The organism is Silvimonas sp. JCM 19000, from assembly GCF_054652575.1.
Genome location: NZ_BAAIHC010000003.1, coordinates 230,798 through 257,555 on the forward strand (window position 1 = coordinate 230,798; position 26,758 = coordinate 257,555).

At 60.1% G+C, this 26,758-nt stretch carries 21 protein-coding genes; 17 read left to right on the forward strand and 4 right to left on the reverse strand.

From position 1 onward, the window contains the following. Positions 1-36 precede the first annotated feature (36 nt). From ACYQ1A_RS04850 to prfA, 10 genes are all read left to right on the forward strand, one after another. On the forward strand, positions 37-1,122 hold the full coding sequence (locus ACYQ1A_RS04850) for a LacI family DNA-binding transcriptional regulator (protein ID WP_499360676.1): 1,086 nt from the start codon (positions 37-39) through the stop codon (positions 1,120-1,122). A gap of 116 nt (positions 1,123-1,238) precedes the next feature. Continuing rightward, the gene (locus ACYQ1A_RS04855; RefSeq protein ID WP_499360677.1) at positions 1,239-2,213 is read left to right on the forward strand and encodes an ABC transporter substrate-binding protein; all 975 of its coding nucleotides are present in this window, start codon (positions 1,239-1,241) and stop codon (positions 2,211-2,213) included. A gap of 184 nt (positions 2,214-2,397) precedes the next feature. Continuing rightward, complete coding sequence (locus ACYQ1A_RS04860; RefSeq protein WP_499360679.1) at positions 2,398-3,942, forward strand: sugar ABC transporter ATP-binding protein; 1,545 nt, start codon at positions 2,398-2,400, stop codon at positions 3,940-3,942. Beyond that, a complete protein-coding gene (locus tag ACYQ1A_RS04865; protein ID WP_499360682.1) occupies positions 3,939-4,922 on the forward strand; it encodes an ABC transporter permease in 984 nt (327 codons plus the stop codon). Before ACYQ1A_RS04860 ends, ACYQ1A_RS04865 begins: the two co-directional genes overlap by 4 nt. Before the next feature lies 1 nt (position 4,923). After that, positions 4,924-5,955 carry an ABC transporter permease gene (locus tag ACYQ1A_RS04870; protein WP_499360683.1) on the forward strand — a complete coding sequence of 344 codons (1,032 nt, stop codon included), beginning with the start codon at positions 4,924-4,926 and terminating at the stop codon, positions 5,953-5,955. A gap of 171 nt (positions 5,956-6,126) precedes the next feature. After that, positions 6,127-6,372 (forward strand): AbrB/MazE/SpoVT family DNA-binding domain-containing protein, encoded by a 246-nt coding sequence (locus tag ACYQ1A_RS04875; protein ID WP_499360685.1) that lies wholly within the window; start codon positions 6,127-6,129, stop codon positions 6,370-6,372. Beyond that, positions 6,353-6,799, forward strand: a complete 447-nt coding sequence (locus tag ACYQ1A_RS04880) for a PIN domain-containing protein (protein WP_499360687.1) — start codon at positions 6,353-6,355, stop codon at positions 6,797-6,799. Before ACYQ1A_RS04875 ends, ACYQ1A_RS04880 begins: the two co-directional genes overlap by 20 nt. A gap of 55 nt (positions 6,800-6,854) precedes the next feature. After that, positions 6,855-8,108 carry a glutamyl-tRNA reductase gene (hemA, locus tag ACYQ1A_RS04885; RefSeq protein ID WP_499360689.1) on the forward strand — a complete coding sequence of 418 codons (1,254 nt, stop codon included), beginning with the start codon at positions 6,855-6,857 and terminating at the stop codon, positions 8,106-8,108. A 5-nt stretch (positions 8,109-8,113) separates the two neighbouring features. Next, entirely contained in the window at positions 8,114-8,569 is a 456-nt protein-coding gene (locus tag ACYQ1A_RS04890; RefSeq protein WP_062224779.1) for a GNAT family N-acetyltransferase, read from the forward strand. Further along, a complete protein-coding gene (gene prfA, locus ACYQ1A_RS04895) occupies positions 8,566-9,642 on the forward strand; it encodes a peptide chain release factor 1 (protein ID WP_499360690.1) in 1,077 nt (358 codons plus the stop codon). The genes ACYQ1A_RS04890 and prfA overlap by 4 nt, the downstream gene beginning before the upstream one ends. 9 nt (positions 9,643-9,651) lie before the next feature. On the opposite strand, the gene ACYQ1A_RS04900 is transcribed toward prfA, so the two are convergent. The 4 genes from ACYQ1A_RS04900 to manD all read right to left on the reverse strand — a co-directional run bounded on the left by ACYQ1A_RS04900 (position 9,652) and on the right by manD (position 14,125). Further along, positions 9,652-10,374 carry a GntR family transcriptional regulator gene (locus ACYQ1A_RS04900; protein WP_499360691.1) on the reverse strand — a complete coding sequence of 241 codons (723 nt, stop codon included), beginning with the start codon at positions 10,372-10,374 and terminating at the stop codon, positions 9,652-9,654. A 90-nt stretch (positions 10,375-10,464) separates the two neighbouring features. Continuing rightward, positions 10,465-11,766 (reverse strand): MFS transporter, encoded by a 1,302-nt coding sequence (locus tag ACYQ1A_RS04905; protein ID WP_499360692.1) that lies wholly within the window; start codon positions 11,764-11,766, stop codon positions 10,465-10,467. Between the two features lie 94 nt (positions 11,767-11,860). Next, positions 11,861-12,874 carry a Zn-dependent oxidoreductase gene (locus ACYQ1A_RS04910; RefSeq protein WP_499360695.1) on the reverse strand — a complete coding sequence of 338 codons (1,014 nt, stop codon included), beginning with the start codon at positions 12,872-12,874 and terminating at the stop codon, positions 11,861-11,863. 39 nt (positions 12,875-12,913) lie between these two features. Then, positions 12,914-14,125 carry a D-mannonate dehydratase ManD gene (gene manD, locus ACYQ1A_RS04915; protein ID WP_499360697.1) on the reverse strand — a complete coding sequence of 404 codons (1,212 nt, stop codon included), beginning with the start codon at positions 14,123-14,125 and terminating at the stop codon, positions 12,914-12,916. A gap of 124 nt (positions 14,126-14,249) precedes the next feature. Between manD and ACYQ1A_RS04920 the strand changes: the two genes are divergently transcribed. The 7 genes from ACYQ1A_RS04920 to ACYQ1A_RS04950 all read left to right on the forward strand — a co-directional run bounded on the left by ACYQ1A_RS04920 (position 14,250) and on the right by ACYQ1A_RS04950 (position 26,415). Beyond that, a complete protein-coding gene (locus ACYQ1A_RS04920) occupies positions 14,250-15,728 on the forward strand; it encodes a mannitol dehydrogenase family protein (RefSeq protein WP_499360699.1) in 1,479 nt (492 codons plus the stop codon). A 122-nt stretch (positions 15,729-15,850) separates the two neighbouring features. Next, positions 15,851-17,707: a ribonuclease catalytic domain-containing protein gene (locus ACYQ1A_RS04925; protein WP_499360701.1), complete on the forward strand. Its 1,857-nt coding sequence runs from the start codon at positions 15,851-15,853 to the stop codon at positions 17,705-17,707. Positions 17,708-17,723: 16 nt separating this feature from the next. Then, positions 17,724-18,275: a hypothetical protein gene (locus ACYQ1A_RS04930; RefSeq protein WP_499360702.1), complete on the forward strand. Its 552-nt coding sequence runs from the start codon at positions 17,724-17,726 to the stop codon at positions 18,273-18,275. Positions 18,276-18,365: 90 nt separating this feature from the next. Then, a complete protein-coding gene (gene panD / locus ACYQ1A_RS04935) occupies positions 18,366-18,743 on the forward strand; it encodes an aspartate 1-decarboxylase (protein ID WP_499360703.1) in 378 nt (125 codons plus the stop codon). Between the two features lie 135 nt (positions 18,744-18,878). After that, positions 18,879-19,793, forward strand: a complete 915-nt coding sequence (hemF, locus tag ACYQ1A_RS04940; protein WP_499360704.1) for an oxygen-dependent coproporphyrinogen oxidase — start codon at positions 18,879-18,881, stop codon at positions 19,791-19,793. 523 nt (positions 19,794-20,316) lie between these two features. After that, positions 20,317-24,948, forward strand: coding sequence for a glutamate synthase large subunit (gene gltB, locus ACYQ1A_RS04945; RefSeq protein WP_236692060.1), 4,632 nt, complete (start codon positions 20,317-20,319; stop codon positions 24,946-24,948). After that, positions 24,949-26,415, forward strand: a complete 1,467-nt coding sequence (locus ACYQ1A_RS04950; protein WP_499360706.1) for a glutamate synthase subunit beta — start codon at positions 24,949-24,951, stop codon at positions 26,413-26,415. Positions 26,416-26,758 lie beyond the last annotated feature (343 nt).

The following is a 26,758-nucleotide window of genomic DNA, read 5'->3' on the forward strand; positions in this document are numbered from 1 at the left end:
CGCGTGCGCTGTTACATCGCAATCAGGAAGGACCGCATGAGCCGCACTTCGCGCAAGATGGAAAAACTGCCGCAACGGCGCCCCACCATGACCGACATCGCCAAGCTGGCCGGGGTGTCGCAATCGACGGTTTCGCTGGTGCTCAATAACAATTTGTCCGGCGCCAAACTATCGGGCAAAACGCGCGAAAAGGTTCTGCAGATTGCCAACGATCTGGGCTATCGCCTGACGCAGCGCACCACCGCCGCCCCGCGCCAGGGCCGCAATCTGATTGGTTATATTGTCGATTCAATTTCAACCAGCCCGCATCCGGTGGTCAGCGTGGATGGTGCGCGTGATGCGGCGTGGGAACACGATTGCGTGCTGTCGGTATTTGCCACGCGGGGGGATCCCGATGTCGAGGCCGCCATCCTGGCGCATCTGTTGGCAAACCCGGCGCTGGTGGGCGTGATTTATTCAACCATCTTTACCCGTAGTATCGAAGTGCCCACCGTGCTTAATCGCACGCCCACTGTGCTGCTCAACTGTTACAGCGAAGAACGTGCTTTTTCGCATGTTGAACCGGGCGAAGTGGGCGGGGGCCATACCGCGACCGAATATCTGATTAATGCCGGTCATACCCGTATCGGGTTTATCAATGGTGAGCCATGGATGGATGCGGCCAAAGATCGCTTTAAAGGCTATCGCACCGCCCTGGCCACGGCTGATCTTCCATTTGATCCGCGCCTGGTGCGGGATGGGGACTGGATGTCGGGTACCGGCTTTGAACAAACCTTGTCGCTGATGGCAGAGCCGCGGCCGCCCACTGCAATTTTCTGCGCCAACGACTTGATGGCGCTGGGCGCGCTGGAGGCGCTCAAGCAGTTGGGGCTCAAGGCGCCGGATGATGTTGCGATCATGGGCTACGATGATCAGGAAATCGCGCGCCATACGCACCCTCCGCTCACCACGGTGTTGTTGCCCAACTATGAAATGGGGCGCTGGGCGGTGGATACGCTGATTGCCGAAGCTGCGTCACCCGAAGATGCGGCCACGCAAGGGGCGCTGCGCAAGCGCCATATCAAGATGGAATGCCCGCTGGTGGTGCGGGAATCGGTAAGCCGTGCTGATAAAGATCAATAATATTTGACAAATATTATTAACCATCCAAGAATCACCTCGCTGTAGTCAAAAAACAAGAAGTACAAAAGTAACGACACTCTTTTGCGTAGTGGATGTTTACCCCGAGGAGATTTGTGATGCGAGTACGATCTGCAGTACTGGCCAGCCTGATTGCAACCTGCTGCGTGGCTGCTGCCACTGCCGCCGCGGATGGCCTGCCCAAACTACCCAAAAAAGCCGCCTACAAGGTTGGTTTTTCCCAGACTGAAAGTAACAACCCGTGGCGTATCGCCGAAACGCAGAGCATGAAGGACATCGCCAGCAAATGCGGCTGGACCCTGGTTAACACCGATGCCGCCAGCTCTGCGTCCAAACAAGTGGCCGATGTGCAAAGCATGATTGCGCAGAAAGTCGATCTGATCGTTTTGGCGCCGCGAGAAGAAAAACCGCTGGTCCCCGCCGTGATGGCGGCCAAGAAAGCCGGTATTCCGGTGATTGCGGTTGACCGTGACCTTGATCAAAGCGTGGCCAAACCAGGCCGCGATTACGTGACGTTTATCGGTTCCGACTTTGTCGACCAGGGCCATCGCGCCGCGGAATGGCTGATCAAGGCCACCGGCGGCAAGGCCAAAATCATTGAGCTGGAAGGCACCACCGGCGCTTCGCCCGCCAACAATCGCAAGAAGGGCTTTGACGAAACCGTCAAGAAACAGCCCGGCATGCAGATTATTGCCTCGCAAGACGGCGATTTTGCCCGCGATAAAGGCCGTCAGGTGCTCGAATCCTTGCTGCAAGCGCATCCGGACGTGACCGCGGTGTACGCCCACAACGATGAAATGGCCATGGGCGCCATCGCCGCGCTCGAAGCCGCGGGCAAAAAGCCGGGCAAAGACGTAATCGTGGTGTCGATTGACGGCACCAAAGATGCGCTGCAAGCCATCATCGACGGCAAGCTGGGCGCAACCGTGCAATCGAGCCCGTTCTTTGGCCCGATTTCTTGCAAGGTGGCGCAACGCTATGCGGCTGGCGAAAAGATCGAACCCTGGGTGAAGGTGAGCGATTTGTTCTTTGACAAGAGCAACGCACAAGCCAACCTGGCAAACGGTTTCTGATGATCAAGACGGGTCGCAGCGTGCTGCGGCCCGTTTTTTGATGGACTCCGGCCCGCGTGAACCGTCGCGCCGGATCTACGCAGAACCTTCGGTCGGAGCGGTCTCCGCTTCATCCTCTGTTATGGCCGCCCGGCGGCCATTTTTTTACCGGCGCGCCATGCGCCGGTGGTCGAGGAATACAGCCATGAATTCGCAAGCGTCCGCACCGCTGCTGCAAATGCGTGACATCACCAAGGCATTTTCCGGGGTGGCGGCATTAAAGAATGCGCGGTTGACGATCGGCCACGCCGAAGTCCATGCCCTGATCGGGCAGAACGGCGCCGGCAAATCCACCCTGATCAAAATCCTGACTGGCGCTTATAAGCGCGATAGCGGCGAAATCCGTTTTGCCGGCCAGGCCATCGATTTTTCTACACCGCTGCAGGCGCAACGCGGCGGTATCAGCACCATCTACCAGGAACTCAATCTGATCCCGCTGCGCTCAGTGGCCGAGAATATTTTTCTCGGCCGTGAGCCACGACGGCTGGGCCTGATTGACTGGCCCGCCATGTATCGCCAGGCCGAGGCCCTGCTCAGCAAACTGGGCATCGGCGCCGATGTGCGTTTGCCGCTGCATCTATGCAATACCGCTACCCAGCAAATGGTCGCGATTGCGCGGGCGGTGTCGCAGCAGGCGCAACTGGTGATCATGGATGAGCCGACCTCGTCGCTGGATGAGCAAGAGGTGGAAACGCTGTTTCGCGTTATTCGCCAACTGAAGGCCGATGGCGTCTCCGTCATTTTTGTCAGCCACCGGCTGGATGAGTTGTATGCGGTATGCGATCGCGTCACGGTGATGCGCGATGGCCAGACCGTGGCCGAAAAAGCCATGTCCGAGATGGACAAACTGCAACTGGTGACCACCATGCTGGGCCGCGAACTGGCCAGCAGCGTGGCACGCGCCGCCAGCGATAGCGCAAGCACTGACACGGGTCGCGCGGCCACCTTGCAACTGGATCAGCTCAAAAGCGGCTTACGCGTTAACGACGCCAGCTTCGCGGTGCATCCGGGCGAAATCGTCGGGCTGGCGGGTTTGCTCGGCGCCGGCCGGACCGAAACGGCGCGCTGCGTATTCGGCGCCAACAAGGTGGATGGCGGCCAGATGAAGCTGAAGGGCGAGACGGTGCGCTGGCAAAGCCCGGCCGACGCCATCGCGCAGGGCGTGGCCTATCTGTCGGAAGACCGCAAGATTGAAGGCATCATCCCCGAGATGTCGGTGGCGGAAAATCTGACGCTGGTGTTGCTGCCCAAGCTGGTCAAGCTGGGCGTGGTCAACCGCCAGGCGCAGCAGGAAATCGTGCAGAAATTTATCAGCCGCCTGCAAATCAAGACCTCCGGCCCGCAACAGAAAATCCGCGAGCTTTCGGGCGGCAATCAGCAAAAGGTGCTGCTGGCACGCTGGCTCTGTTCCAGGATTGATCTATTGATGCTGGACGAGCCTACGCGCGGTATCGACGTCGGTGCCAAGGCCGAGATCCTTAACCTGATCCGCGAACTGGCCGATGACGGCCTTGCCGTGCTGATGATTGCGTCCGAACTGGAAGAGCTGACCGCCTATGCCCAGCGCGTGGTGGTGCTGCGCGATGGTTATAGCGTGCGCGAACTGCAAGGCGGCGAGATCAGCGAAACCAACATCATGGCGGCGATGGCCAATGCCGGCCGCGCCACCGCAGAGGAGGGCGTGCAATGACGCTGACGCTGAAAACCCCGGGCCCGCGCAGTCTGCCCAAATGGGCCAAAGTGCCCTCGGGCGCGCTGTTGGGGCTGGTGCTGCTACTGCTGTTCAATTTGTGTTTTACCGACCACTTTTTGTCGCTGCAGACGCTCAATATCAATATGACCCAGGTCTCGACCATCGTGATTGTGGCGGTGGGCATGACCATGGTGATCGCTACCGGCGGCATCGATTTGTCGGTCGGCTCTTTGATGGCGATTTCGGGGGCGCTGGCGCCGCTGATTTTTGGCGCAAAGACCGGCCTGCTGGCGATCCCCGCCATCGGCATGATCGTTGCCATCGTGTTGCCGATATTGGCGGCCAGCATAGGCGGTGCGCTGAACGGCACGCTGGTGGCACGCTTTCGTATCCAGCCGATTGTGGCCACGCTGATCTTGTTTATCGCCGGGCGCGGCGTAGCGCAGGTGCTGACCAATGGCAATCTGCAAACCTTTAGCCATGCCGGATTCCGCTGGCTCGGTCTCGGCAAGGTGCTGGGCATACCCTTCCAGGTGTTGCTGATGCTGGCGATCGTGCTGCTGGCGGCGTGGGTAATGCGCTCGACGCTGTTTGGCCGCTATATCCTGGCCACCGGTGGCAACGAGCGCGCGGCGCGGCTGGCCGGAATTCCGGTGCAGCGCGTCAAGCTGGCGGTGTATGTGATCTGCGGCGCGCTGTCGGGCCTGGCGGGTTTGCTGGTGATTGCGATCAACTCGTCGGCCGACGCCAACCTGATCGGACTGGGCATCGAACTCGACGCCATCGCCGCCGTTGCAGTGGGTGGCACACTGCTGAGCGGGGGCCGCGCCCGCATCGTCGGCACCTTGGTGGGCGCGCTGATCATCCAGCTGGTGCGTTACACCTTGCTGGCCCACGGCGTGCCCGACGCGGCCGCGCTGGTGGTCAAAGCCGGCATTATCCTGGTCGCCGTATACCTGCAAAAGCGGGAGAACTGAGATGTCTGAATCCATACCGATGAACGCAGGCCATCTGGCACAAGCGCTGGCCGCGCCGATCGCGCGCAAACGCAGCCGCTGGCATTTGCTGCGTACCCAGGGCGTGCTGGTGGCGCTGGTGTTGCTAATCATTTTTGGCGCCACGCGCTACGACAACTTTCTGGGCGCGTATAACGTGCTGTCCCTGCTGCGCTACAACAGCATGTTCGGGCTGATCGCCGTGGGCATGGCATTTGTAATCATGACGGGCGGTATCGATTTGTCGGTGGGCACAACGGCGGCGCTGGCGAGTGTGATTTCAGCCTTGCTGAGCGCGCATGGCGTGGCCTTACCGCTGGCCGCCGGTGTCGGTGCGGGCGCGCTGATAGGCTTGATCAACGGCCTGGTCATTACCCGACTGAAAATCCTGCCTTTTATCGTGACGCTGTGCACGTTTCTGGCGGCACACGGGCTGGCGCTGCTATTTGCGGGCAACCAGTCGGTGTCGGTGTCATGGGACAGCGGGTTCACCGAAATCGGCCAGGGGGATTTTCTGGGCTTTCCGATTCCTGCATGGTTGGGGGTGCTTGCCTTTGTCTGTGGCGCCTTGCTGCTTAACTTCAGCGCCTTTGGTCGCACCGTGCTGGCCATCGGCGGCAACGAAGAAGCCGCGCGCCTGATGGGCTTGCCGGTGGATCGGGTCAAGTTTCTCACTTACTTGATGAGCGGGGCGTTGGCAGGGCTGGCGGGGGTGATCCTGGCCTCGCAATTTGGCGCGGGCCAACCCAACGAGGGCAACGGCTGGGAATTGTTCGCCATCGCCGCGGTGGTGGTGGGCGGCACGCGCCTGACCGGTGGCGAAGGCTCAATTGGCTCTACCTTGTCGGGCGTGCTGCTGCTGGGGCTGATCTTTAACATCCTTAACTTTGAAAATGGCAAAGGCGTGATCAGCCTGTCGGCCTATTGGCAATCGGTGATCCGTGGCGTGTTTTTGCTGATTGTGGTGCTGCTGCAAGCGCGGCTGGCCCAGAAGGAACACGAGGCGGGTGGCTGACGCGGCCGCGCTGACAGCAACGCCCTCCGGCACAGACTGCGGAGGGCGTTTTTGTTTCGGATGTATCTGATCTGGATCAAGCTCTCAAAATTCGGTGGCGATCAGGCTGTTGACCTCGAAAGGCCGCGCTGCGCAAGATGCAATTCCTGGAATGCAATGCGGAGTCGGGCCATGCAAGTTAAACAATGGGGTGATCAGTTGGTTGTGTGCGTACCGGAAAGCATTGTGGATGCATTGAAATTGAGCGAAGGCGACGAGGTTGAAGTGGAGATCGCCCGCGCAAATGGGACCGAAGCGCGCTCTGCGGCCGAGGTGGCGCGCGCTCTGGCCCAACTGCGTTCTCTGCGCGGTTTGCTTCCTGCGGATTATGTGTTTGACCGAGAGGAGGCAAATTCGCGTGGCCAAGGTTTTTCTTGATAGCAACGTTGTGCTTTACGCTCTACTGGATGGCGGCAGCAAAGCGGACCGCGCAGAGGAATTACTGCGGGAAGATCCGCAAATCAGCGTGCAGGTTTTGAACGAGGTAAGCAATGTGCTGCGTAGAAAGAACAAGCAACGCTGGCCGGAAATTGACTTCGCAATCGATGCCATCAAAAGGATCTGCACGATTCACCCCCTGACCGTCGCTACGCATGATCAAGGGCGTGCGGCCGCGGCCAGGTACGGCTTCGCGATTTATGACGCGATGATAGTCGGGTCTGCGCTTGCGGCGGGATGTGACACCTTGTACTCGGAAGACCTGCAGGCCGGGCTCGAGATTTACGGTCAGTTGCGCATCGTGAATCCCTTCGTTCAAGAAGGGACCGGTATAAAAAATACGTCGCCGCCTGGCTATCCCTTGTAAGCAAAGTCCCTGATAACACGTTATAATCGACGGCTTTTCTATCGTCTTTCCAGCGATGAACCTGCTCGTACTCGGCGTCAATCACGAAACCGCACCGCTTGCTGTGCGGGAGCGGCTTGCGTTCTCGCCAGACGAACTGCAGGCCGCTTTGCCTGGCCTGATCGCCCAACCAGGCGTGTCTGAAGCCGCCATTATCTCCACCTGTAATCGCACCGAACTGTATTGCAACGCCCGTGATATGCGCGCATTGCTGGACTGGTTTGCGCAGAGCCGTGGCCGCAAGGCCGACGAAGTGGGCCAGTATCTGTATGTCCACAGCGGCGAAGCCGCGGCGCGGCATACTTTTCGCGTGGCGGCCGGGCTGGATTCCATGGTGTTGGGCGAAACCCAGATTCTGGGCCAGATGAAAGACGCGGAACGGCTGGCGCGCGAAAGCGGCAGCATGGGCGTGTTGCTCAACGGCCTGTTCCAGCGCGCCTTTCAGGTGGCCAAAGATGTGCGCAGTCATACCCGCATCGGTTCGGCCTCGGTCTCTATGGCGGCCGCGGGTGTACGGCTGGCCGAGCGGATTTTTCCCAAGGTGGCGGACTGTAGCGTCTTGTTTGTGGGCGCGGGCGAGATGATCGAACTCTGCGCCACCCACTTCTGTGCGCAGAAGCCGCGCAAAGTCGCGGTGGCCAACCGGACGCTGGAGCGCGGGCAGAAGCTGGCGGCTGAGCACGGTGGCGAAGCAATGCTGCTGACCGAGTTGTCCGAGCGCCTGCACGAATTCGACATCATCGTCACCTCGACCGCCTCGCCCTTGCCCGTCATCGGCAAAGGCATGATCGAGCGTGCCATCAAGCTGCGCAAACGCCGCCCGCTGTTTATTGTCGATCTGGCGGTGCCGCGTGATGTTGAGCCCGAAGCCGCAGCCCTGGCCGACGTCTATCTATATACCGTTGATGATTTGCACGAAGTCGTGCGTCAGGGCGTGCAATCGCGCCAGGGCGAAGTGGTCGCGGCCGAAGGCCTGATCGCTGAACATGTCGATGAATTTGCGCACTGGTTGACCAGCCGTGAGCTGGTGCCCACCATCCGCGATCTGCGCGACCACGCCGAACGTACCGCCCGCAATGAACTGGCGCGGGCACGCAAACGTCTGGCGGCGGGAGACGATCCGGAAGACGTACTTGAAAAGCTGACCGCACAATTGTCGGCTAAATTTCTGCACGCGCCGCTAGCTTCGTTGAATGCCGCAACCGGCAACGAGCAAGCCGCGCTGGTAGCCGCCACCCGCCGTCTTTTCCGCCTGCACGACGAGGAATAGCCTTGATGTCCCACTTTCAGACCGCCCGTTGGCAACAGGGCGCGTTTGAGGTCGACACCGACCCTGCGCGCCTTGATTTTGATACCGCTTATGACTTTATTGGCCGCCAGTCTTATTGGGCGGCCGGCATGCCGGTGGAAACCTTCCGCCGCTCGGTGGTAGGCGCGCTGTGCTTTGGCGTGTATGAGGGCGAGCGCATGGTCGGCTTTGCCCGCGTGATCAGTGACGGCGCCACCATCGCCTATCTGGGCGACGTGTTTATTGATACTGAATACCGTGGTCGGGGCCTGTCGAAGTGGTTGCTTGCTTGCATCCACGCGCACCCCGATCTGCAATCCTTGCGGCGCTGGATGTTGTTCACCGCCGATGCCCACGGCCTGTACCAGCAATTTGGCTGGACAGCCGCGGCCCGTCCCGAGCGCTATCTGGAACGGCTTAACCCGGACGTCTACAAACAATGAAACCTTCTATTGCCGCGCGCCTGGCGCAACTGGCGGATCGCCTCGAAGAAGTGGGGGCGCTGCTCGCCACGGAAGAAGCCACGCGCGACATGAACCAATATCGCAAGCTCACGCGCGAACACGCCGAGCTGGAGCCGGTGGTTGCGCTGTATACGCAGTTTCGCCAGGCCGAGTCCGATATTGCGACAGCCCAGGAGTTGCTGTCCGATCCCGATATGAAGGCATTGGCTGAAGAAGAACTGGCCGACGGCAAGGCGCGCATCGAGGCGCTGGAAATCGAGTTGCAGAAAGCGCTGCTGCCCAAGGATCCCAACGACGAGCGCAATATTTTTCTGGAAATCCGCGCGGGCACGGGGGGCGATGAATCGGCGCTGTTTGCCGCTGATTTGTTCCGCATGTACAGCCGCTTTGCCGAGCGCAATCGCTGGCAAGTCGAAATCATGTCGGCCAGCGAATCGGATCTGGGCGGCTACAAAGAAGTCATTGCGCGCGTGGTGGGCTTCGGCGCCTATTCGCGGCTTAAATTTGAATCAGGCGGCCATCGCGTGCAGCGCGTGCCCGCGACCGAAACCCAAGGCCGCATCCATACCTCGGCGTGTACCGTAGCGGTGATGCCGGAGGCGGACGAAGCCGAAGAAATCAATATCAATCCGTCTGAATTGCGCATCGATACCTTCCGCGCTTCGGGCGCGGGTGGCCAGCACATCAACAAAACCGACTCGGCCGTCCGCGTGACGCACTTGCCGACCGGCATTGTGGTGGAGTGTCAGGATGATCGCAGCCAGCACAAGAACAAGGCGCGCGCGCTGGCAGTGCTGGCCGCGCGGATCAAGGATGTGCAGGACCGCGAACGCCACGCCAAAGAGGCGGCCACGCGTAAAAGTCTGGTGGGCAGCGGCGATCGCAGCGAGCGCATCCGCACCTACAACTTTCCGCAAGGCCGCATGACGGATCACCGTATCAATCTGACCTTGTACAAGCTGGACGCCATCATGGATGGCGATCTGGAAGAACTGACTCAGGCGCTGGTTAACGAACAGCAGGCCGAATTGCTGGCCCAGTTGGGCGAATAAAGCAGCGCGCTATTCAAACCAGTCGGGGTGCTGTGCCTCGACCTGGGTGAGCGTTTGGGTGAGCTGACCCAGATGCTCGGCAATGGCTGTGCTGGCGGCATCGGCATCGTGATTGCGCAAGGCAGTCAGAATCTGCTGGTGCTGCTCCAGCAGCTCTTGCATCGGCGAAATATGATCCAGCGTCAGATAACGTACGCGATCCATATGCGCCTTCAGTTGCTCGATGTTTTCCCATGCTTTGGCGCAGTCGATGCTGGTGGCCAGCGCGGCATGGAACGCATCGTCCAGCGCCAGGAACTGCGGCATGTCTTTGCGGCTGCAGGCTAGCGCCTGCAGCTCCAGGTTGTGCGCCAGCCAGTTTAGTGTTTCCGGACTGATGCGTGCGGCGGCCTGGCGGATGACGGCAATCTCGATGGCTTCGCGAATAAAGCGGGCGTCGAGCACTTCTTTGGCCGAAATCTTGCGCACAAAGGTGCCGCGCTGCGGCAGCACGCGAACCAGGCCGGCTTCGCCCAGTTTGATAAATGATTCACGTACCGGTTGGCGCGAGACCTCAAACATGGTCGAGACATCGGTTTCTGATAACGGCGTGCCAGGCGGCAACGTGCAATTGATGATCGCGCTGCGCAGCGCTTTGAACACGCGCTGATTGACCGGCAAGTAATCGTCGTCGGGCGAGCTGGATTGAACCAGAGAGGGCGGCAAGGCCAGGGTTTTGCGGGGACTGGGCATGAATGATCTAAAAGGTGAACGGCCAGGTCGGATGACCTGGCCGCTTTTAATATCAGAATCATTGGCAGTGTATGCCCGGCCGCGTCTTTGCTACAAGCTGGCTGAGTTCAACTCGGCCACCTGCGGCGTGCGCGGGCCACGTGGCTCACGCAAGGCAAACAGCACCCACAGTGCCCCCGTTGCAGCCACCACGCCCGCCAGCACAAATGCGCTGTCAAACTTGCCGGTGTTCTGCACGATCATGCCGGTGACGATGGGGCCGATGATGCCCGAGATGCTGCCCACCAGATGCACGCAGCCGCTGACCCCGCCCACGCGCGCCGGATGCACCACGTCCTGGATGATGGCCCAGTAAATCGAACCGGTGATGTACAGAAAGAACACCGATACCGACATCATTGCCACCGCCGGCACCACGCTGGCGATCGTGCCCGCCAGCGCCACGCACACCGCGGCGACGCCAAGGCAAGTACTCAAAACGATCTTGCGCGATAACAGCGATTTGCCGGTCAAGCGCAAGATCACATCCGAAATCACGCCGCCCAGCGCCAGACCGATAAACCCGACCACCCACGGAATCACAGTGACCAGGCTCATCTGTTTGATATTCAGACCGTGTGCCAGCATCAGATAGCTGGGAAACCAGGTCAGGAAGAAAAACAGGATGTAGTTGTAGCAGAAGAAGGCGAAGGCAGTGGCCATGATGACCGGCTGTTTGATGTAGTGCAGCAGCCCGTCGCTAGCCGATGTGACCTGCGGTGCGGCAGGATCGCTGGCTTTCAGGCTTTCGATCAGTTCGCGTTCTTTGGCAGTAACGCGTGTGCTGTCCGCTGGCTTGTTGGCCACCAACAGAAACCAGACTACGGCCCAGACCAGACCGATGGCGCAGATCACTACAAACGCCTGCCGCCAGCCCAGGCTGACTGCCAGCATGCCGACGATGGGCCCGGCCACCGCGCCACCCAGCGGTGAACCGGCGCTGAGTATGCCCATGGCCGTCGCCGCCTGGCGCCGGGGGAACCAGCCATTAATCATCTTGTTGGCCGAGCTGCAGATCGGGCCTTCGGCCATACCGAACAGCACGCGCAGGATCAGCATTGAATAAAAGCCGGTAGCCACTGCGGTCAAGCCGCAGAACAGCGACCAGAAAATAACCGCTAGCCCCATCACCACTTTGGGTCCGTAGCGATCAACAGCCAACCCGCCGATGAAATTGAACACAGCGTAGCCAAAGAAAAAGCTGCCCAGAATCACACCAAACTGCTGTGCGTTCAAATGCAGATCTTGCTCGATCAGAGGCACGGTCAGCGAGAGCGCCACCCGGTCCAGATAGTTGATCATGTAAACCAGTAACAGCAGAAATACCAAGGTCCAGCGCAGATTCTTGATCATGTCGCGTCCGTCCGAGAGGGGTGGAGAGTCGTATTCCAGCGGACTCGCAGCGGGTACTTCGCCCGCTGCTTGATGTGGCCAAGCCATGGAGCGGTCAGAAGCGCAAAACCACCTTGCAGCAGGCCGCGGCATCGTGTTCAAACAGGTGCAATCCGCGCTCCACTTCGGCTAGATCAAAAGCGTGGGTGATCAAAGTGCCCGGCTGCACCAGCCCACGCTGAAACCAGCTGATGACTTCCGGAAAGCGCGCGCTGTTGAGCCGGGAGGTAAAGATGGAAAGCTCTTTGCTGGTCAGTGATTGCTGCGTGACGCTGCTGGGTTCAGCGGAAAAGCCCATCAGCCCGATGCGGCCGGCGGGCGACGCCAGCAAAGCGGCTTCTTGCAGAATCGAGGGATGGCAGGCGGCATCCGCGATCAAAGTGGGGCGTATCTGCAAACGCGCCAGTTCTTCGGGCAGCGGGGTAACACTGCTGTCGATCAGGATGTCGGCGCCGCTGGCCTTAGCCAGTTTGAGCCGGCTGGGCAGCCGATCTGCCACGATGACTTGCTTGACGCCATAAACGCCTTTCAAAGCCTGGATCATGGTCAAACCCATAGGCCCGGCACCGTAGACCAAGGCGATATCGTCGGGTACTGGCTTGAGATGGCCGCATAGATTGGCGGCGATTGTAAACGGCTCGATCATGGGCGCGATGTCATCGCCGATGCAGTCCGGCAACAGGTAGGCATTGCGAGAGGGGGCAATCGCGTATTCGCTAAAGCCACCGTCCAGATGCACCCCGATTACTTGCAGCGTGGTGCAGACATTGGGCTTGCCTATAGAGCAGGGATAGCAATGGCCGCAACTCACCACCGGATCGACCGCGACACGGCTGCCAATGCGGGCGCTGTCCACGCCTTGGCCCACCGCATCAATCACGCCGCTGAATTCGTGTCCGATCACGCGGGGGTAGCGCGCAAACGGATTGTTGCCATGAAAAATATGCACATCCGAGCCGCAGATGCCCGCCGCCACGACTCTGACGCGTACCTCGCCCGGGCCGGGCTGGGGCTGTTCGCGCTCGGCAATCCGCAGCACGCCGGGTTTCTCGATCACGACTGATTTCATTGCTGTTCTCCTGGGTGTGTAAGCGATGAGCAGATGGATTTACCAACTGGCCAGCGTGCCGTCTTCGAGGCGGGCCACCGGCAAATAGGCGGGTTCATAGGGATAGCGCGCGGCCAGCTTTTCATCGATTTCAACGCCCAGACCGGGCGCGTCGCCGGGGTGCATATAACCGTCTTCAAAGCGCCAGGCATGCGGGAATACTTCGAGCATCTGCGCGGAATAACCCATGTATTCCTGCATGCCGAAGTTGGGCGCCCACAGATCGAAATGCAGCGCCGCGCCCATGCACACCGGGGACAGGTCGGACGGGCCGTGGCTGCCGGTACGCACCTGGTACAGCGCCGCCAGGTCGGCTATCCGGCGCAGATGGGTGATGCCGCCCGCGTGGGTGACCGTGGTGCGGATGTAATCAATGAGCTGTTCTTCAATCAGCTGTTTGCAATCCCAGATGCTGTTAAATACTTCGCCGACCGCGAGCGGCGTGGTGGTGTGCTGGCGGATCAGCCGGAAGGCCGCTTGATCCTCGGCGGGGGTGGGGTCTTCCAGCCAGAACAGGCTGTAGGGTTCGAGTGCTTTGCCCAGGCGTGCGGCTTCGATGGGCGTGAGTCGGTGGTGCACGTCGTGCAACAAATGCTCATCAAAGCCAAAGCGATTGCGTACCGCTTCAAACAGCTTGGGCACGTAGTTCAGATATTTTTCGGACGACCAGCATTGTTCTTCCGGCCAGCCTTTGGTTGCGGGTTCGTAGGCGGCGTCTTTGCTTTTGGCCACGCCATACACCGATTTCATGCCGGGGATACCGCATTGCACACGGATGGCTTTGTAACCGGCCGCCTGTTTGGCCGCGTACTGGTCCAGGGTTTCTTCGATATCGCGACCGTTGGCATGCGTATAGACGATGACGCCTTCCCGCGATGCGCCGCCGAGCAACTGATACAGCGGCAGATTGGCCACCTTGCCTTTGATATCCCACAAGGCCATATCCACCGCCGCAATGGCCGACATGGTTACCGGGCCGCGGCGCCAGTACGCCCCCTTGTACAAGTACTGCCAGATGTCTTCGATGCGGGACGGATCGCGCCCGATCAGCAGCGGGCAGATATGGTCTTTCAGGTAACTGGCCACCGCCAGTTCGCGGCCGTTGAGGGTGGCATCCCCGATGCCGTCGGGGCCGGAATCGGTACGGATTTTGAGCGTGACAAAATTGCGGCCCGGGCATGTGACGATGACGTCGGCGTGGGTGATTTTCACAGCGCTTCTCCTTGGCTTTTGAACGATGGAACCGTTAACTTGTGATGCGAAACATACTACCATACAAGAATGTTTTCAAAGTTTGTCGCAGGTTTTCTTGATCCATCACCTATGGAGCATCGCAATGAACGTTCGCACCGCTACACCCGCCCGCCTTGATCGCCAGCAACTGGCGCGCCTTGGGGCGCATACCCTTGGCCACTGGAGCGCGCCGCCGGGAATAGGCATCGTCCATCTCGGCGTGGGCAATTTTCATCGCGCGCATCAAGCCTTGTTGACCGAGGCGGCAATGCATGCGGCGGGCGGCGACTGGGCCATATGCGGCGTCAATCTGCTTGATGACACGGCCATGCAGAACGCGCTGGCGCCACAAGACAATCTGTACAGCGTGTTGGTGCGCGACCGTAACGGCGAGCAGGCGGTGGTGGTGCAGTCCATACGCGAAATACTGGTTTTGCCGCGCGAGCCCGCGGCGGTGATGGCACGGCTGCGCGATCCGGCCACGCGCATCGTGTCGCTGACGGTCACCGAAAAAGGCTATTGCTACGATCCGCGCAGCGGGGGCCTCGATCTGACGCACCCGGCGGTGCAGCACGATCTGACGCATCCACACGCGCCGCGCAGCGTGCCGGGCTTGCTGGTGGCGGCCTTGCGTGCCCGGCGTGAGCAGCCGTTTACGGTGATGTCATGCGACAACCTGGCGCACAACGGCCGGGTGCTGCGGCAGGTGGTGATCGATCTTGCGGCGCAATCCGATCCGGAACTGGCGGACTGGATAGCCCGCGAGGTGTGCTTTCCGTGCACCATGGTTGATCGCATCGCGCCCGCAACCACCGATGAGGACCGGGCTGCCGCCACGCGCGCCCTGGGCGTGCTCGACGCCTGGCCGGTGCCGTGCGAGCGCTTCTACCAATGGGTAATCGAAGACCGCTTTGCTTGCGGCCGTCCAGCGTGGGAGCGCGTCGGCGCCACGCTCACCGACGACGTTATCCCCTATGAGCTGGCCAAGCTGCGCATGCTGAACGGCACACATTCCACCATCGCGTATTTATCGCTGCTGGCGGGTTACACCACGGTGGATGAGGCGATTGCGGTGCCGCTGTTCTACGCCTTTATCCGCCGCATGATGACCGAAGAAATTGCGCCCACTTTGCACATGCCCGCCGATTTCGACGTACTGGCCTATCGCGACGAATTGCTGGAGCGGTATGCCAACCCCTCGCTAAAACACCGGACGGCGCAAATCTCGATGGATGGCAGCCTGAAGTTGCCGCCGCGTTTGCTGGGCACCCTGCAGGAAAGGCTGGCCGCTGGCCTGCCCGTGCGACGCCATGTGCTGGCGGTGGCGGCGTGGATGCGCTGCCTGTGGGGCATAGACGATAACGGCAAGCGCTTTGAGCTGAGCGATCCGATGGCATCGCGCCTGTTGCATATCGCCGCGACGTGCACCAACGCGCCCGACCAACTGGTGGTGGGTTTGCTCAGTGTGAGCGAAATTTTTCCGCCGCAGCTGGCGCAATCGGCACAGCTGCGCGTCGATCTGCTGCAAGCGTTGCTGGCGCTGGAGGGCGGTGCGCAACGCGCCATTGAGGACCTGGCCTGACGCCGCATGCCGTAGTGTGGCCTGCCAGATATTTGGCCTGGCGGGCCACTCGGCCAGACCCGCGCGCAGGGCGGTCCGCGCAAATTCATATATAATCGCGTGCTTTGCTGGAAGGGTGGTGCATGCACGTTTTTTATGAAGAAGAGGGTGGCTTCAAGGTCGCTACGGTCAAGGAATCGCAAACGGCGAGCCTGATGGTGGAAGACGTGCGCGGTAAGCGCAGCAAGGTGAAAGCCGCCAACGTGCTGCTGCGCTTTGAACGTCCGGGCCTCGATACCATCATGGTGGAAGCCGAAAAACTGGCCGCCGACATCGATATCGACTTGCTGTGGGAAAGCTGCGGCGAGCACGAGTTCGGCTTTGAAGAACTCGCCGCCGAGTACTTTGGCGCCAACCCGAACGCGCAATCGCAAATTGCCGTGGTGCTGCGCATCGTCGCCTTCCCGATGTATTTCTACAAAAAGGGTCGTGGCCGCTACAAAGCCGCGCCTGCCGAGAACGTCAAGGCGGCGTTGGCCGGGCTGGAGCGCAAACAGCGCGAAGCCGCGCAAATGGCCGAATGGCAGGCCGAACTGGTCGCCGGCAACATCCCCGAGGTGTTTGTGCCGCAACTGAACAAGTTGCTACATCGCCCGGACAAAAATTCTCTTGAATACAAAGCGATCGCCGCCGCCGCTGATGCCCAGCACATCGCGCCGCTGCGTTTGCTGCAAAACGTTGGCGCTATTCCCGACGTGGCCGACTATTTTCTGCAGGGTTTCCTGATGGAAACCTTCCCCAAAGGCCGCGAAGCGCAAATGGCGGGCGAGATTGTCATGCCGGATGATCTGCCGATTGCCGATGTGCAGGCGTTCTCGATCGATGACGTCACCACCACCGAAATCGACGATGCGCTCAGCCTTAAAAAACTGCCCAATGGCAACTGGCAAGTCGGCATCCATATTGCCGCGCCCGCGCTCGGCATCCTGCCCGGCACGCCACTGGATAAAGAAGTGTTTGATCGCCTGTCGACCGTGTATTTTCCCGGCGACAAGATCACCATGCTGCCCGACGCCGCGGTGGATGTGTTCACGCTGAAAGAAGGCTCGGCGCGCCCGGCCTTGTCGATGTACCTGGAGGTTTCTCCCGGCTACGACATCCTGTCGCATCGCTCGAAAGTCGAGCGCGTGCCGGTGGTGGCCAACCTGCGCCATGACCAGATCGAAGCACACTTCAACGAAGAAACCGCCGGTCAGCAAGATGGCCCCGATTTTCCGTGGAAGACCGAACTGACTTTCTTGTGGCGCATGGCCGGTGAAATGGAAGGCCGTCGCGGTCGTTCCGATCCGCCGCCAGGCCCGCCGCGGGTGGATTACAGCTTTTATGTAGATGTGCTGGAAAACGGCGAAAAACGCGTGCGCATCCTGCCGCGTAAACGCGGTTCGCCCATGGACAAACTGGTGGCCGAGATGATGATCCTGGTCAACAGCCAATGGGGCAAGGATTTGAAAGAAGCCGAAGTCGCCGCCATCTATCGCGTACAGAACAACGGCCGCGTCCGCATGACCACGCAACCTGGCCCGCACGTGGGTCTGGGCGTTGAGTTCTATGCCTGGTCGTCGTCGCCGTTGCGCCGTGCCGTAGACTTTATCAACCAGCAGCAGTTGATTGCGATGATCAATGGCAGCACGCCACGATTCCAGCGCAACGACGCCGAATTGTTTGCCGCGATTGGTGCGTTTGACGAGGCTTATGCCGCGTACGCCGATTTCCAGGACAAGATGGAACGCTACTGGTGTTTGCGTTATCTGGAACAAGAAAACAAAAACGAGTTTTCGGCCATGGTGATCAAGGAAAATCTGGTGCGCGTTGACGGCATGCCGTTGATGTTGCGTGTGCCTGGCTTGCCCGAATTGCCAGCAGGGACGTCTGTGGCGCTGCAACGCCTGAAGACCGACTGGCTGGAACTGGGCCTCGATTGCCGTCTCGCCACGATCTGAACGCAGGATAGCCATCATGCAAGCTAAACGTCCGTTAAACCGCTACCTGCCGATCCGCTTTGCCAATGGCGAGCAGATCCGGCAGTTTTCCAAGCCCTGCGTGCGTTGCGGCACCATGCTCAACGCGCGCGATATGGTCGGTGTGGCGCGCATGCTGGACGACAGCCTGGCCATCGCCGCCAAAGCGCATTGCCCCAAGTGCGGCGAAACCTTTGGCGTTGCTTGCCGCGTGGATAACCAGAAGCGTGTATCGCGCGTGGTGTTTCCGGCGCTTTTATTCAGCTGGTTTCTGCGCAATATGCCGCTGCAAGCCAATGAGCGCGAGCCTTCGGACGAAGCGCGCATGGATGATGCCACCCCGGTGGCCGCAGCGCCTGCCCCCGCGCCGCAACCGCAGCCCAAGAGCGTGGTCCGGGCCGAAGAATCGGTCGGTAGCTATCGCGGCAAGGTCATCCCGGCGTGGGTGGAGGTCGATGGCCGCCAGCTGCGCTTTGATCGTATTTCGCTTAACTCCAGCTTCAGTTCGGAAGAGTTTTTGCTGGATGAGTTTCTGGTCTATCGCGGCTGATCCTGCGCTAGATCTTTTGCCGATGCCCCGCGCCGCTGTCATCCCCCACGGCCGCCGCATCAGAATCGGAACCTTGCTGGAAGACTGTTCATGAACCGTACCATGCTCAAATCCAAGATTCATCGCGTCACGGCTACTCATGCCGAGCTGCATTACGAAGGCTCGTGCGCCATCGATGAAGACTTGCTCGAAGCGGCTAATATCCGCGAATTTGAAGAAGTGCATATCTGGAACATCAACAACGGTGCGCGTTTTTCCACGTACGCCATCAAAGGCGCGCGCGGTTCGGGCGTGATCTCGTTGAATGGCTCGGCGGCACGCCAGGCGCAAGTGGGCGATTTGCTGATCATTGCCACGTTTGCCCAATACAACGAAACCGAACTGGCCACGCACCATCCGGCGCTGGTGTATGCCGACGCCGAGAACAAGATCGCGCGTATCGGCCACGCCATTCCGACCCAGGAATAAGCGGCACGCAGCCAGATACTGCAAACAGAAAAACGGCCCCGGCGGCCGTTTTTTTATGGCGCTGTGACTTTTGCACATTCCGCCCGTGGGCGTACTATCACGCCTCTTTGTTCAGTCCCCCACAAGGCTCCGCTTATGTCCTCCGCCACTCAGGTCAAAGATTATTTGCTGTCGTTGCAGCAGAACATTGTTGCCACGCTCGAGAATCTGGATGGCCACAGCTTCCGGCTGGACCAGTGGCAGCGCGAAGAAGGCGGCGGCGGTATTTCGCGCCTGGTGGAAGAGGGCGGGGTGATCGAGCGCGGCGGAGTCAATTTTTCGCACGTGCTGGGCAAAACCCTGCCACCCAGCGCAACAGCGCATCGACCTGAGTTGGCCGGTCGCGCATGGGAAGCCATGGGCGTGTCCCTCGTCATCCATCCACGCAATCCCTATGTACCCACGGTGCATATGAATGTGCGGCTGTTCCGCGCCTACGCCGAAGGCCATGACGACGTGTTCTGGTTTGGTGGCGGCATGGATCTGACGCCGTACTACGGCTTTGAAGAAGATGCCGTGCACTTCCACCAGACCTGTCATGACGCGGTTCAGCCGTTCGGCGACAAGTACTACCCCGAATTCAAAGCCTGGTGTGATCGCTATTTCTTTCTTAAACACCGCAATGAGCCACGCGGCATCGGTGGTCTGTTCTTTGATGATCTGAGCGAGTTGGGCTTTGACGGTGGCTTTGCCTTTATCAAGGCGGTGGGTGATGCGTTTCTGCAGGCCTATGTACCTATCCTTGAGCGCCGTCGCGAATATCAATACGGCGAGCGTGAGCGCGATTGGCAAGCGTATCGGCGTGGTCGCTATGTCGAGTTCAATCTGGTCTGGGATCGCGGCACGCTGTTCGGGCTGCAATCGGGTGGACGCACCGAATCGATCCTGATGTCGATGCCGCCGATTGTTAAATGGCGCTATGACTGGCACGCGCCAGCCGGATCGCCCGAGGCGCGATTGCACACTGATTTTCTGATCGGCAAAGACTGGCTGGGCAAGGCACCCGCCTGAGCATGCGCCCCGGCCAGCGCGCTGCAAGCCGCGCCCAGCCTGTTTAAAACGCGTTCTGGCGTTTTGTAGTTGCATCCGCGCAATTACAAGCTAAACGGCAGCGCGGCGCAAAAGCTTGCTATTCGGGCTTTTCCGGATGGTCCGGCAATTTTTGCACCGGTTTATGACGTCTTTTTGAAATTTCGCCTCTGTTTGGGGCGAAAAATCTGGCAATATGGTTGCCATTTTCTGCATTGCGTAATACCCCTACGTAACGCACCTTAGCGCCGGCTACCCCGCCGGCCATGTTGACGCCTGATACGTACGATCCGCATCGGCTGCTCGACCCCCGCAGTGAGTCGCTAACAAAACTGTTCTGGCCAGGCGCCGGACAGAAAAAAATCTGGCCGCAGCGCAGAACCATTCTGTTAGCGGCGCTTGCACCATGTAGATGTGAACCGACCAGGTCAACGCAACGTTGGCCTTTTTTGACCTGCGCGCCGAGAGGCGCTTAGCCAGAAGGAAGACCGTGATGGATCACGTGATGCCCCAGCCACAGGGGATGTACGATCCCGCACACGAGCACGACGCCTGTGGCGTCGGCTTTGTCGCCCACATGAAGGGCCAGAAGAGCCATTCGATCGTCGAACAAGGGTTGTTGATACTCAAGAACCTGGATCACCGTGGTGCGGTCGGTGCCGACCCGCTGCAAGGTGACGGCGCCGGCATTCTGATCCAGATTCCAGACGCACTCTACCGTGAAGAAATGGCCGCGCAAGGCGTGGCGCTGCCGCCTGCGGGCGAGTATGGCGTCGGCATGATTTTCCTGCCGCAAGAAGCCGCCTCACGGGCAGCGTGTCAGGAAGAAATCGAGCGCGCCGTGCGTGCCGAAGGCCAGGTGGTGTTGGGCTGGCGTGATGTGCCGTCCAACCGCGATATGCCGATGTCGCCTACCGTGCGCGCCAAAGAGCCGGTCATTCGCCAGATTTTTGTTGGCCGCGGCGCCGATGTGCTGGTGACCGACGCGCTGGAACGCAAGCTGTACATCATCCGCAAATCGTCCAGCCACGCCATTCGCCGCCTCAAGCTCAAGCACGGCCACGAATTCTATGTGCCGTCGTTCTCGGCGCGCACGGTTAACTACAAGGGCCTGCTGCTGGCTGATCAGGTCGGTGTTTACTACGCCGATCTGGCCGATGCCCGCTGTGTGTCCGCGTTGGCGCTGGTGCACCAACGCTTCTCCACCAACACCTTCCCGACGTGGGATCTGGCGCATCCGTTCCGCATGATTGCCCACAACGGTGAAATCAACACCGTGCGCGGCAACGTCAACTGGATTAGCGCGCGTGAAAAAGCCATCAGCTCGCCCATCCTGGGCAAGAGCCTCGAAAAAGTCTGGCCGCTGATTTATCCGGGCCAGTCTGATTCCGCATCGTTTGATAACGCGCTCGAACTGCTGGTGATGGGCGGCTATACGCTGGCCCAGGCCGTGATGATGATGATTCCGGAAGCGTGGGAAAAGCACACGCTGATGGACGAAAATCGTCGCGCCTTCTACGAATACCACGCCGCCATGATGGAACCGTGGGATGGCCCGGCCGCCGTCGCGTTTACCGATGGCCGCCAGATTGGCGCCACACTGGACCGTAACGGCCTGCGCCCCGCGCGCTATCTGGTCACCAACGATGATCTGGTGGTGATGGCGTCCGAATCGGGCGTGTTGCCGATCGCGGAAAGCCGCATCAACAAGAAATGGCGTCTGCAGCCAGGCAAGATGTTCCTGATCGATCTGGAACAAGGCCGCATCATCGACGACCAGGAAATCAAGAACACGCTGGCCAACGCCCGTCCGTACAAGGAATGGGTGGGCAAGATCCGTATCAAGCTGGACGAAGTCCAGACCGCGACCGAGATCCCGCAAGCGCCCTGTTCCACTATCCTCGATTGCCAGCAAGCCTTTGGTTACACGCAAGAAGACGTCAAGTTCATCCTTGAGCCGATGGCGCGCCTGGGCGAAGAAGGCACGGGTTCGATGGGTAACGATGCCGCGCTGCCGGTGCTGTCGAGCAAGGCCAAGCCGCTGTATTCGTACTTCAAGCAGCTGTTTGCGCAGGTCACCAACCCGCCGATCGACCCGATCCGCGAAGACCTGGTGATGTCGCTGGTGTCGTTTATCGGCCCCAAGCCCAACCTGCTGGACCCGAGCGATATCAACCCGCCGATCCGTCTGGAAGTGTCGCAGCCGGTGCTGGCCGAACACGATATCGAGAAGATCCGTCATATCGAGAAATACACCGGCAACAAATTCCGTTCGCACGAACTGGACATCTGTTACCCCGCTGCCTGGGGTTCGGACGGCATCGAAGCGCGCCTGGCCTCGCTGGCGGCCGAAGCCGAAGACGCGGTCAAGGGTGGCGCCAACATCCTGATCATCAGCGACCGCAAGATGGACCGTAACCACGTTGCGATCCCGGCGCTGCTGGCCACGTCGCACGTGCATTTAAGCCTGGTGCAACAAGGCCTGCGCACCAGCACCGGCCTGGTGGTGGAAACCGGTTCGGCGCGCGAGACGCATCACTTTGCCTTGCTGGGCGGCTTTGGCGCGGAAGCGGTATACCCGTACCTGGCGATGGCCACGCTGGCCGATATGGCCAAGGGCGATGCCGAGCTGGCCACCAAGTACCAGAAAAACTTTATCAAGGCCGTGGGTAAAGGCTTGATGAAGGTGATGTCCAAGATGGGCATCTCCACCTATATGTCGTACACCGGCGCGCAGATTTTTGAAGCCGTGGGCCTGCAAAAGAGCCTGGTCGACAAGTACTTCTCCGGTACGCCCACCAAGGTCGAAGGCCTGGGCCTGTTTGAAGTGGCGGCTGAGACCTTCAAGCTGCACACCTCGGCGTTCTCGGCTGATCCGGTGTTGGTTAACGCGCTGGAAGCGGGTGGCGAATACGCCTTCCGTATCCGCGGCGAAGAACACATGTGGACGCCCGATTCGATCGCCAAGCTGCAACACGCCACGCGCGCCAACAAGTACGACACGTACAAGGAATACGCGCGTCTGATCAACGACCAGACCAAGCGCCAGCTTACGCTGCGCGGCCTGTTCGAGATCAAGCCGGTGGGCGAACCGGTGCCGCTGGAAGAAGTGGAATCGGCCAAGGAAATCGTCAAGCGCTTTGCCACGGGCGCGATGTCGCTCGGTTCGATTTCGACCGAAGCGCACACCACGCTGGCCATCGCCATGAACCGGATCGGCGGCAAGTCGAACACCGGTGAAGGCGGCGAAGATGCACGCCGCTTTATTCCGCTGAAGCAAGGCGAAAAGCTGTCCGAAGTGATCGGCAAAGGCCGGATCGAGCGCGACTACACCTTCCAGGAAGGCGATAGCCTGCGTTCGGCGATCAAACAGGTGGCCTCAGGCCGCTTTGGTGTGACCGCCGAATACCTGGTCAACGCCGATCAGATCCAGATCAAGATGGCCCAGGGCGCCAAGCCGGGCGAAGGCGGCCAGCTGCCGGGTCACAAGGTCAGCGAATATATCGGCTACCTGCGTCACTCGGTACCGGGCGTGGGCCTGATCTCGCCACCGCCGCACCATGACATCTATTCGATCGAAGATCTGGCACAACTGATCCACGATCTGAAGAACGTCAACCGCAAGGCATCGATCTCGGTCAAGCTGGTTTCCGAAATCGGCATCGGCACGGTAGCGGCCGGTGTCGCCAAAGCCAAGGCCGACCATATCGTCGTGGCCGGTCATGACGGCGGTACCGGCGCTTCGCCGCTGTCGTCGATCAAGCATGCGGGCACGTCATGGGAACTCGGCCTGGCCGAAACCCAGCAAACGCTGGTGCTGAACCGCCTGCGTAGCCGTGTGCGCGTTCAGGTGGATGGCCAGATGAAGACCGGCCGCGATGTCGTCATTGGCGCGTTGCTGGGTGCGGATGAATTCGGCTTTGCCACCGCACCGCTGGTGGTGGAAGGCTGCATCATGATGCGCAAATGCCATCTGAACACCTGCCCGGTGGGCGTGGCCACGCAAGACCCGGTGCTGCGTCAGCGCTTTAGCGGCCAGCCCGAGCACGTGGTTAACTTCTTCTTCTTTATTGCGGAAGAAGTGCGCGAACTGATGGCTCAACTGGGCGTACGCAAGTTTGACGAACTGATCGGCCGCGCCGATCTGCTCGACAAGCGCGCAGGCGTGGAACACTGGAAAGCTGCTGGTCTCGACTTCAGCAATGTGTTCTATCAACCGGCCGTGCCGGCGGAAGTGCCGCGTCTGCATACCGACGTGCAAGATCACTCGCTGGAAAAAGCGCTGGACAACCAACTGGTTGAACGCGCCCAGGCTGCCATCGAACACGGCGAAAAAGTCCGCATTGAACTGCCGGTTAAGAACATCAACCGTACCGTCGGCGCCATGCTCTCGGGCGCGGTGGCCAGCCGTTATGGCAACAAGGGCCTGCCCGATGACACCATCCATGTGGCGCTGACCGGTACCGCTGGCCAGAGCTTCGGCGCCTTCCTGGCGCGCGGTGTCACGCTCAGCCTGACTGGCGAAGGCAACGATTACGTCGGCAAAGGCTTGTCCGGCGGCCGTATCGTGATCCGTCCTTCGGCTGACTTCAGCGGCTTTACCGCCGACAACATCATCAGTGGCAACACCGTGCTGTACGGCGCGACTGAGGGTGAAGCCTTCCTGGCGGGCGTGGGCGGCGAACGCTTCTGCGTACGCAACTCCGGCGCGACCGCGGTGGTGGAAGGCGTGGGCGACCACGGCTGCGAATACATGACGGGTGGCACGGTGGTGGTATTGGGTCGCACCGGCCGCAACTTTGCGGCAGGGATGTCGGGCGGTATCGCTTACGTCTACGACATCGATGGCGATTTTGCTGATCGTTGCAATATGGCGCAGGTGGCCCTCGAAAGCGTGCTGCCGGCCAATGAGCAAGTCGACGCCGATGCGCTGCACCGCGGCCAGACCGATGACGCGCAACTGAAAGCGCTGATCGAACAGCACCACGCACTTACCGGCAGCCCGCGCGCCGCTGAACTGCTGGCGGACTGGACCAACGCGCGTAGCCGCTTTGTCAAAGTGTTCCCGAACGAATATCGCCGTGCGCTGAAAGACCTGGCGGCTGCGCCGGTTGCGCAGCAGAAGGAGATTGCATAAATGGGTAAGCCCACTGGTTTTATGGAATTCGACCGCGTTAGCGAAAGCTACGCACCGGTGGCCGAGCGCGTCACCAACTACCGCGAATTCGTGCTGCGTCTGACCGATCAAGCGGCCAGCACGCAGGGCGCGCGGTGTATGGATTGCGGCATTCCGTTCTGCAATAACGGCTGCCCGGTTAACAACATCATCCCGGACTGGAACGACCTGGTGTATCGCGGCAACTGGCAAGAAGCGTTGCAAGTGCTGCATTCCACCAACAACTTCCCCGAATTTACCGGCCGCATCTGCCCGGCCCCGTGTGAAGCGGCCTGTACCCTCGGCATCAATGCCGACCCGGTCGGCATCAAGTCGATCGAGCGTTACATCGTCGACAAGGGTTGGGAACACAACTGGATCGCGCCGCAAATCGCTCGCGTTAAAACCGGTCGTACTGTTGCCATTATTGGCTCCGGCCCGGCGGGCATGGCGGCGGCGCAACAACTGGCGCGCGCTGGCCATTCGGTCACGGTGTTCGAGAAGAATGATCGCGTGGGCGGCCTGCTGCGTTATGGCATCCCCGACTTCAAGCTGGAAAAATCCACCATCGACCGTCGGATGACGCAGATGGAAGCCGAAGGCGTGGTGTTCCGCACCCGCACGCTGGTGGCGGCCGATGGCAAGTTGCCAGCTGGCATCACCAACGACGCCATCACCGTCATCAGCCCGGACCAGCTCAAGGCTGAATTCGACGCCGTATTGCTGACCGGTGGTTCTGAAGTGCCGCGCGATCTGCCGGTGCCGGGGCGCGAATTGCAGGGCGTGCATTACGCGCTGGAATTCCTGATTCCGCAGAACAAGGAAGTGGCTGGCGACCAGCCCAACCCGATCAATGCCGGTGGCAAGCACGTAGTGGTGATTGGCGGTGGCGATACCGGTTCGGATTGCGTCGGCACCTCCAATCGGCATGGCGCGGTTGCGGTCACGCAGCTGGAAGTGATGCCGATGCCGCCCGAGCAAGAAGACAAGCCGCTGGTGTGGCCGTACTGGCCGCTCAAGCTGCGTACTTCCAGCAGCCACGAAGAAGGCGTCGAGCGCGATTTCTCGGTGATGACCAAAGAGTTCATCGGCGAAAACGGCAAGCTGACCGCGATCAAATGCGTGCGTCTGGAATGGCAAGGCGGCAAGCCGGTGGAAGTTGCGGGCTCGGAATTCGAGATCAAGGCGGATCTGGTATTCCTGGCGATGGGCTTTACCAATCCGATCGCTAGCGTGCTGGAAGGCTTTGGCGTGGAGCGGGATGGCCGTGGCAATGCCAAAGCCAGCACGGACGGCGAGGGTTGCTATGCCACTAATGTCGGCAAAGTGTTTGCGGCGGGGGATGTGCGCCGTGGGCAGTCGCTGGTGGTCTGGGCAATCCGCGAAGGGCGTCAGGCGGCGCGTGAAGTGGATGCGTTTTTGATGGGTAGCTCGCTGCTGCCCCGTTAAAACGCGACCGCGTCTGATATTGCAAAGGGACTCCAGCTTAGGCTGGGGTCTTTTTTTTTGCGCGGATGCGGTTGAACTGGCTGGAGTACGCGGTAAGCATCGCATTTGCGGCCAGCGACGTATTGCTTTGATTTTCTACCCAAGGCGCCATGCTGACGATGTTGGATAGCCAGCACCCACCGCTCGCACAGGCTTTTCGCTCATGGAGCGAGGGTGTTGCATGCGCCGGCGGGCCTTTGCCGGGATGTTAATCGTCAGCTTTCAAAGTGGTCAGCGTGTAACTGATACAAAATTGTACGTTTTGAACCACTCTGCTTACAAAAAAGTTGGAAAAGTTCCGCTT

Bases quoted from the DNA above. Each gene is read 5' to 3' on its own strand.
- ACYQ1A_RS04920 (WP_499360699.1), top strand. From the start codon at position 14,250: ATGAACGTTCGCACCGCTACACCCGCCCGCCTTGATCGCCAGCAACTG.
- ACYQ1A_RS04905 (WP_499360692.1), bottom strand. From the start codon at position 11,766: ATGATCAAGAATCTGCGCTGGACCTTGGTATTTCTGCTGTTACTGGTT.
- ACYQ1A_RS04930 (WP_499360702.1), top strand. From the start codon at position 17,724: ATGCAAGCTAAACGTCCGTTAAACCGCTACCTGCCGATCCGCTTTGCC.
- ACYQ1A_RS04850 (WP_499360676.1), top strand. From the start codon at position 37: ATGAGCCGCACTTCGCGCAAGATGGAAAAACTGCCGCAACGGCGCCCC.
- ACYQ1A_RS04865 (WP_499360682.1), top strand. From the start codon at position 3,939: ATGACGCTGACGCTGAAAACCCCGGGCCCGCGCAGTCTGCCCAAATGG.
- prfA (WP_499360690.1), top strand. From the start codon at position 8,566: ATGAAACCTTCTATTGCCGCGCGCCTGGCGCAACTGGCGGATCGCCTC.
- ACYQ1A_RS04925 (WP_499360701.1), top strand. From the start codon at position 15,851: ATGCACGTTTTTTATGAAGAAGAGGGTGGCTTCAAGGTCGCTACGGTC.
- hemF (WP_499360704.1), top strand. From the start codon at position 18,879: ATGTCCTCCGCCACTCAGGTCAAAGATTATTTGCTGTCGTTGCAGCAG.
- ACYQ1A_RS04860 (WP_499360679.1), top strand. From the start codon at position 2,398: ATGAATTCGCAAGCGTCCGCACCGCTGCTGCAAATGCGTGACATCACC.
- ACYQ1A_RS04890 (WP_062224779.1), top strand. From the start codon at position 8,114: ATGTCCCACTTTCAGACCGCCCGTTGGCAACAGGGCGCGTTTGAGGTC.
- hemA (WP_499360689.1), top strand. From the start codon at position 6,855: ATGAACCTGCTCGTACTCGGCGTCAATCACGAAACCGCACCGCTTGCT.
- gltB (WP_236692060.1), top strand. From the start codon at position 20,317: ATGCCCCAGCCACAGGGGATGTACGATCCCGCACACGAGCACGACGCC.
- ACYQ1A_RS04870 (WP_499360683.1), top strand. From the start codon at position 4,924: ATGTCTGAATCCATACCGATGAACGCAGGCCATCTGGCACAAGCGCTG.
- ACYQ1A_RS04875 (WP_499360685.1), top strand. From the start codon at position 6,127: ATGCAAGTTAAACAATGGGGTGATCAGTTGGTTGTGTGCGTACCGGAA.
- ACYQ1A_RS04950 (WP_499360706.1), top strand. From the start codon at position 24,949: ATGGGTAAGCCCACTGGTTTTATGGAATTCGACCGCGTTAGCGAAAGC.
- panD (WP_499360703.1), top strand. From the start codon at position 18,366: ATGAACCGTACCATGCTCAAATCCAAGATTCATCGCGTCACGGCTACT.
- ACYQ1A_RS04855 (WP_499360677.1), top strand. From the start codon at position 1,239: ATGCGAGTACGATCTGCAGTACTGGCCAGCCTGATTGCAACCTGCTGC.
- ACYQ1A_RS04910 (WP_499360695.1), bottom strand. From the start codon at position 12,874: ATGAAATCAGTCGTGATCGAGAAACCCGGCGTGCTGCGGATTGCCGAG.
- ACYQ1A_RS04900 (WP_499360691.1), bottom strand. From the start codon at position 10,374: ATGCCCAGTCCCCGCAAAACCCTGGCCTTGCCGCCCTCTCTGGTTCAA.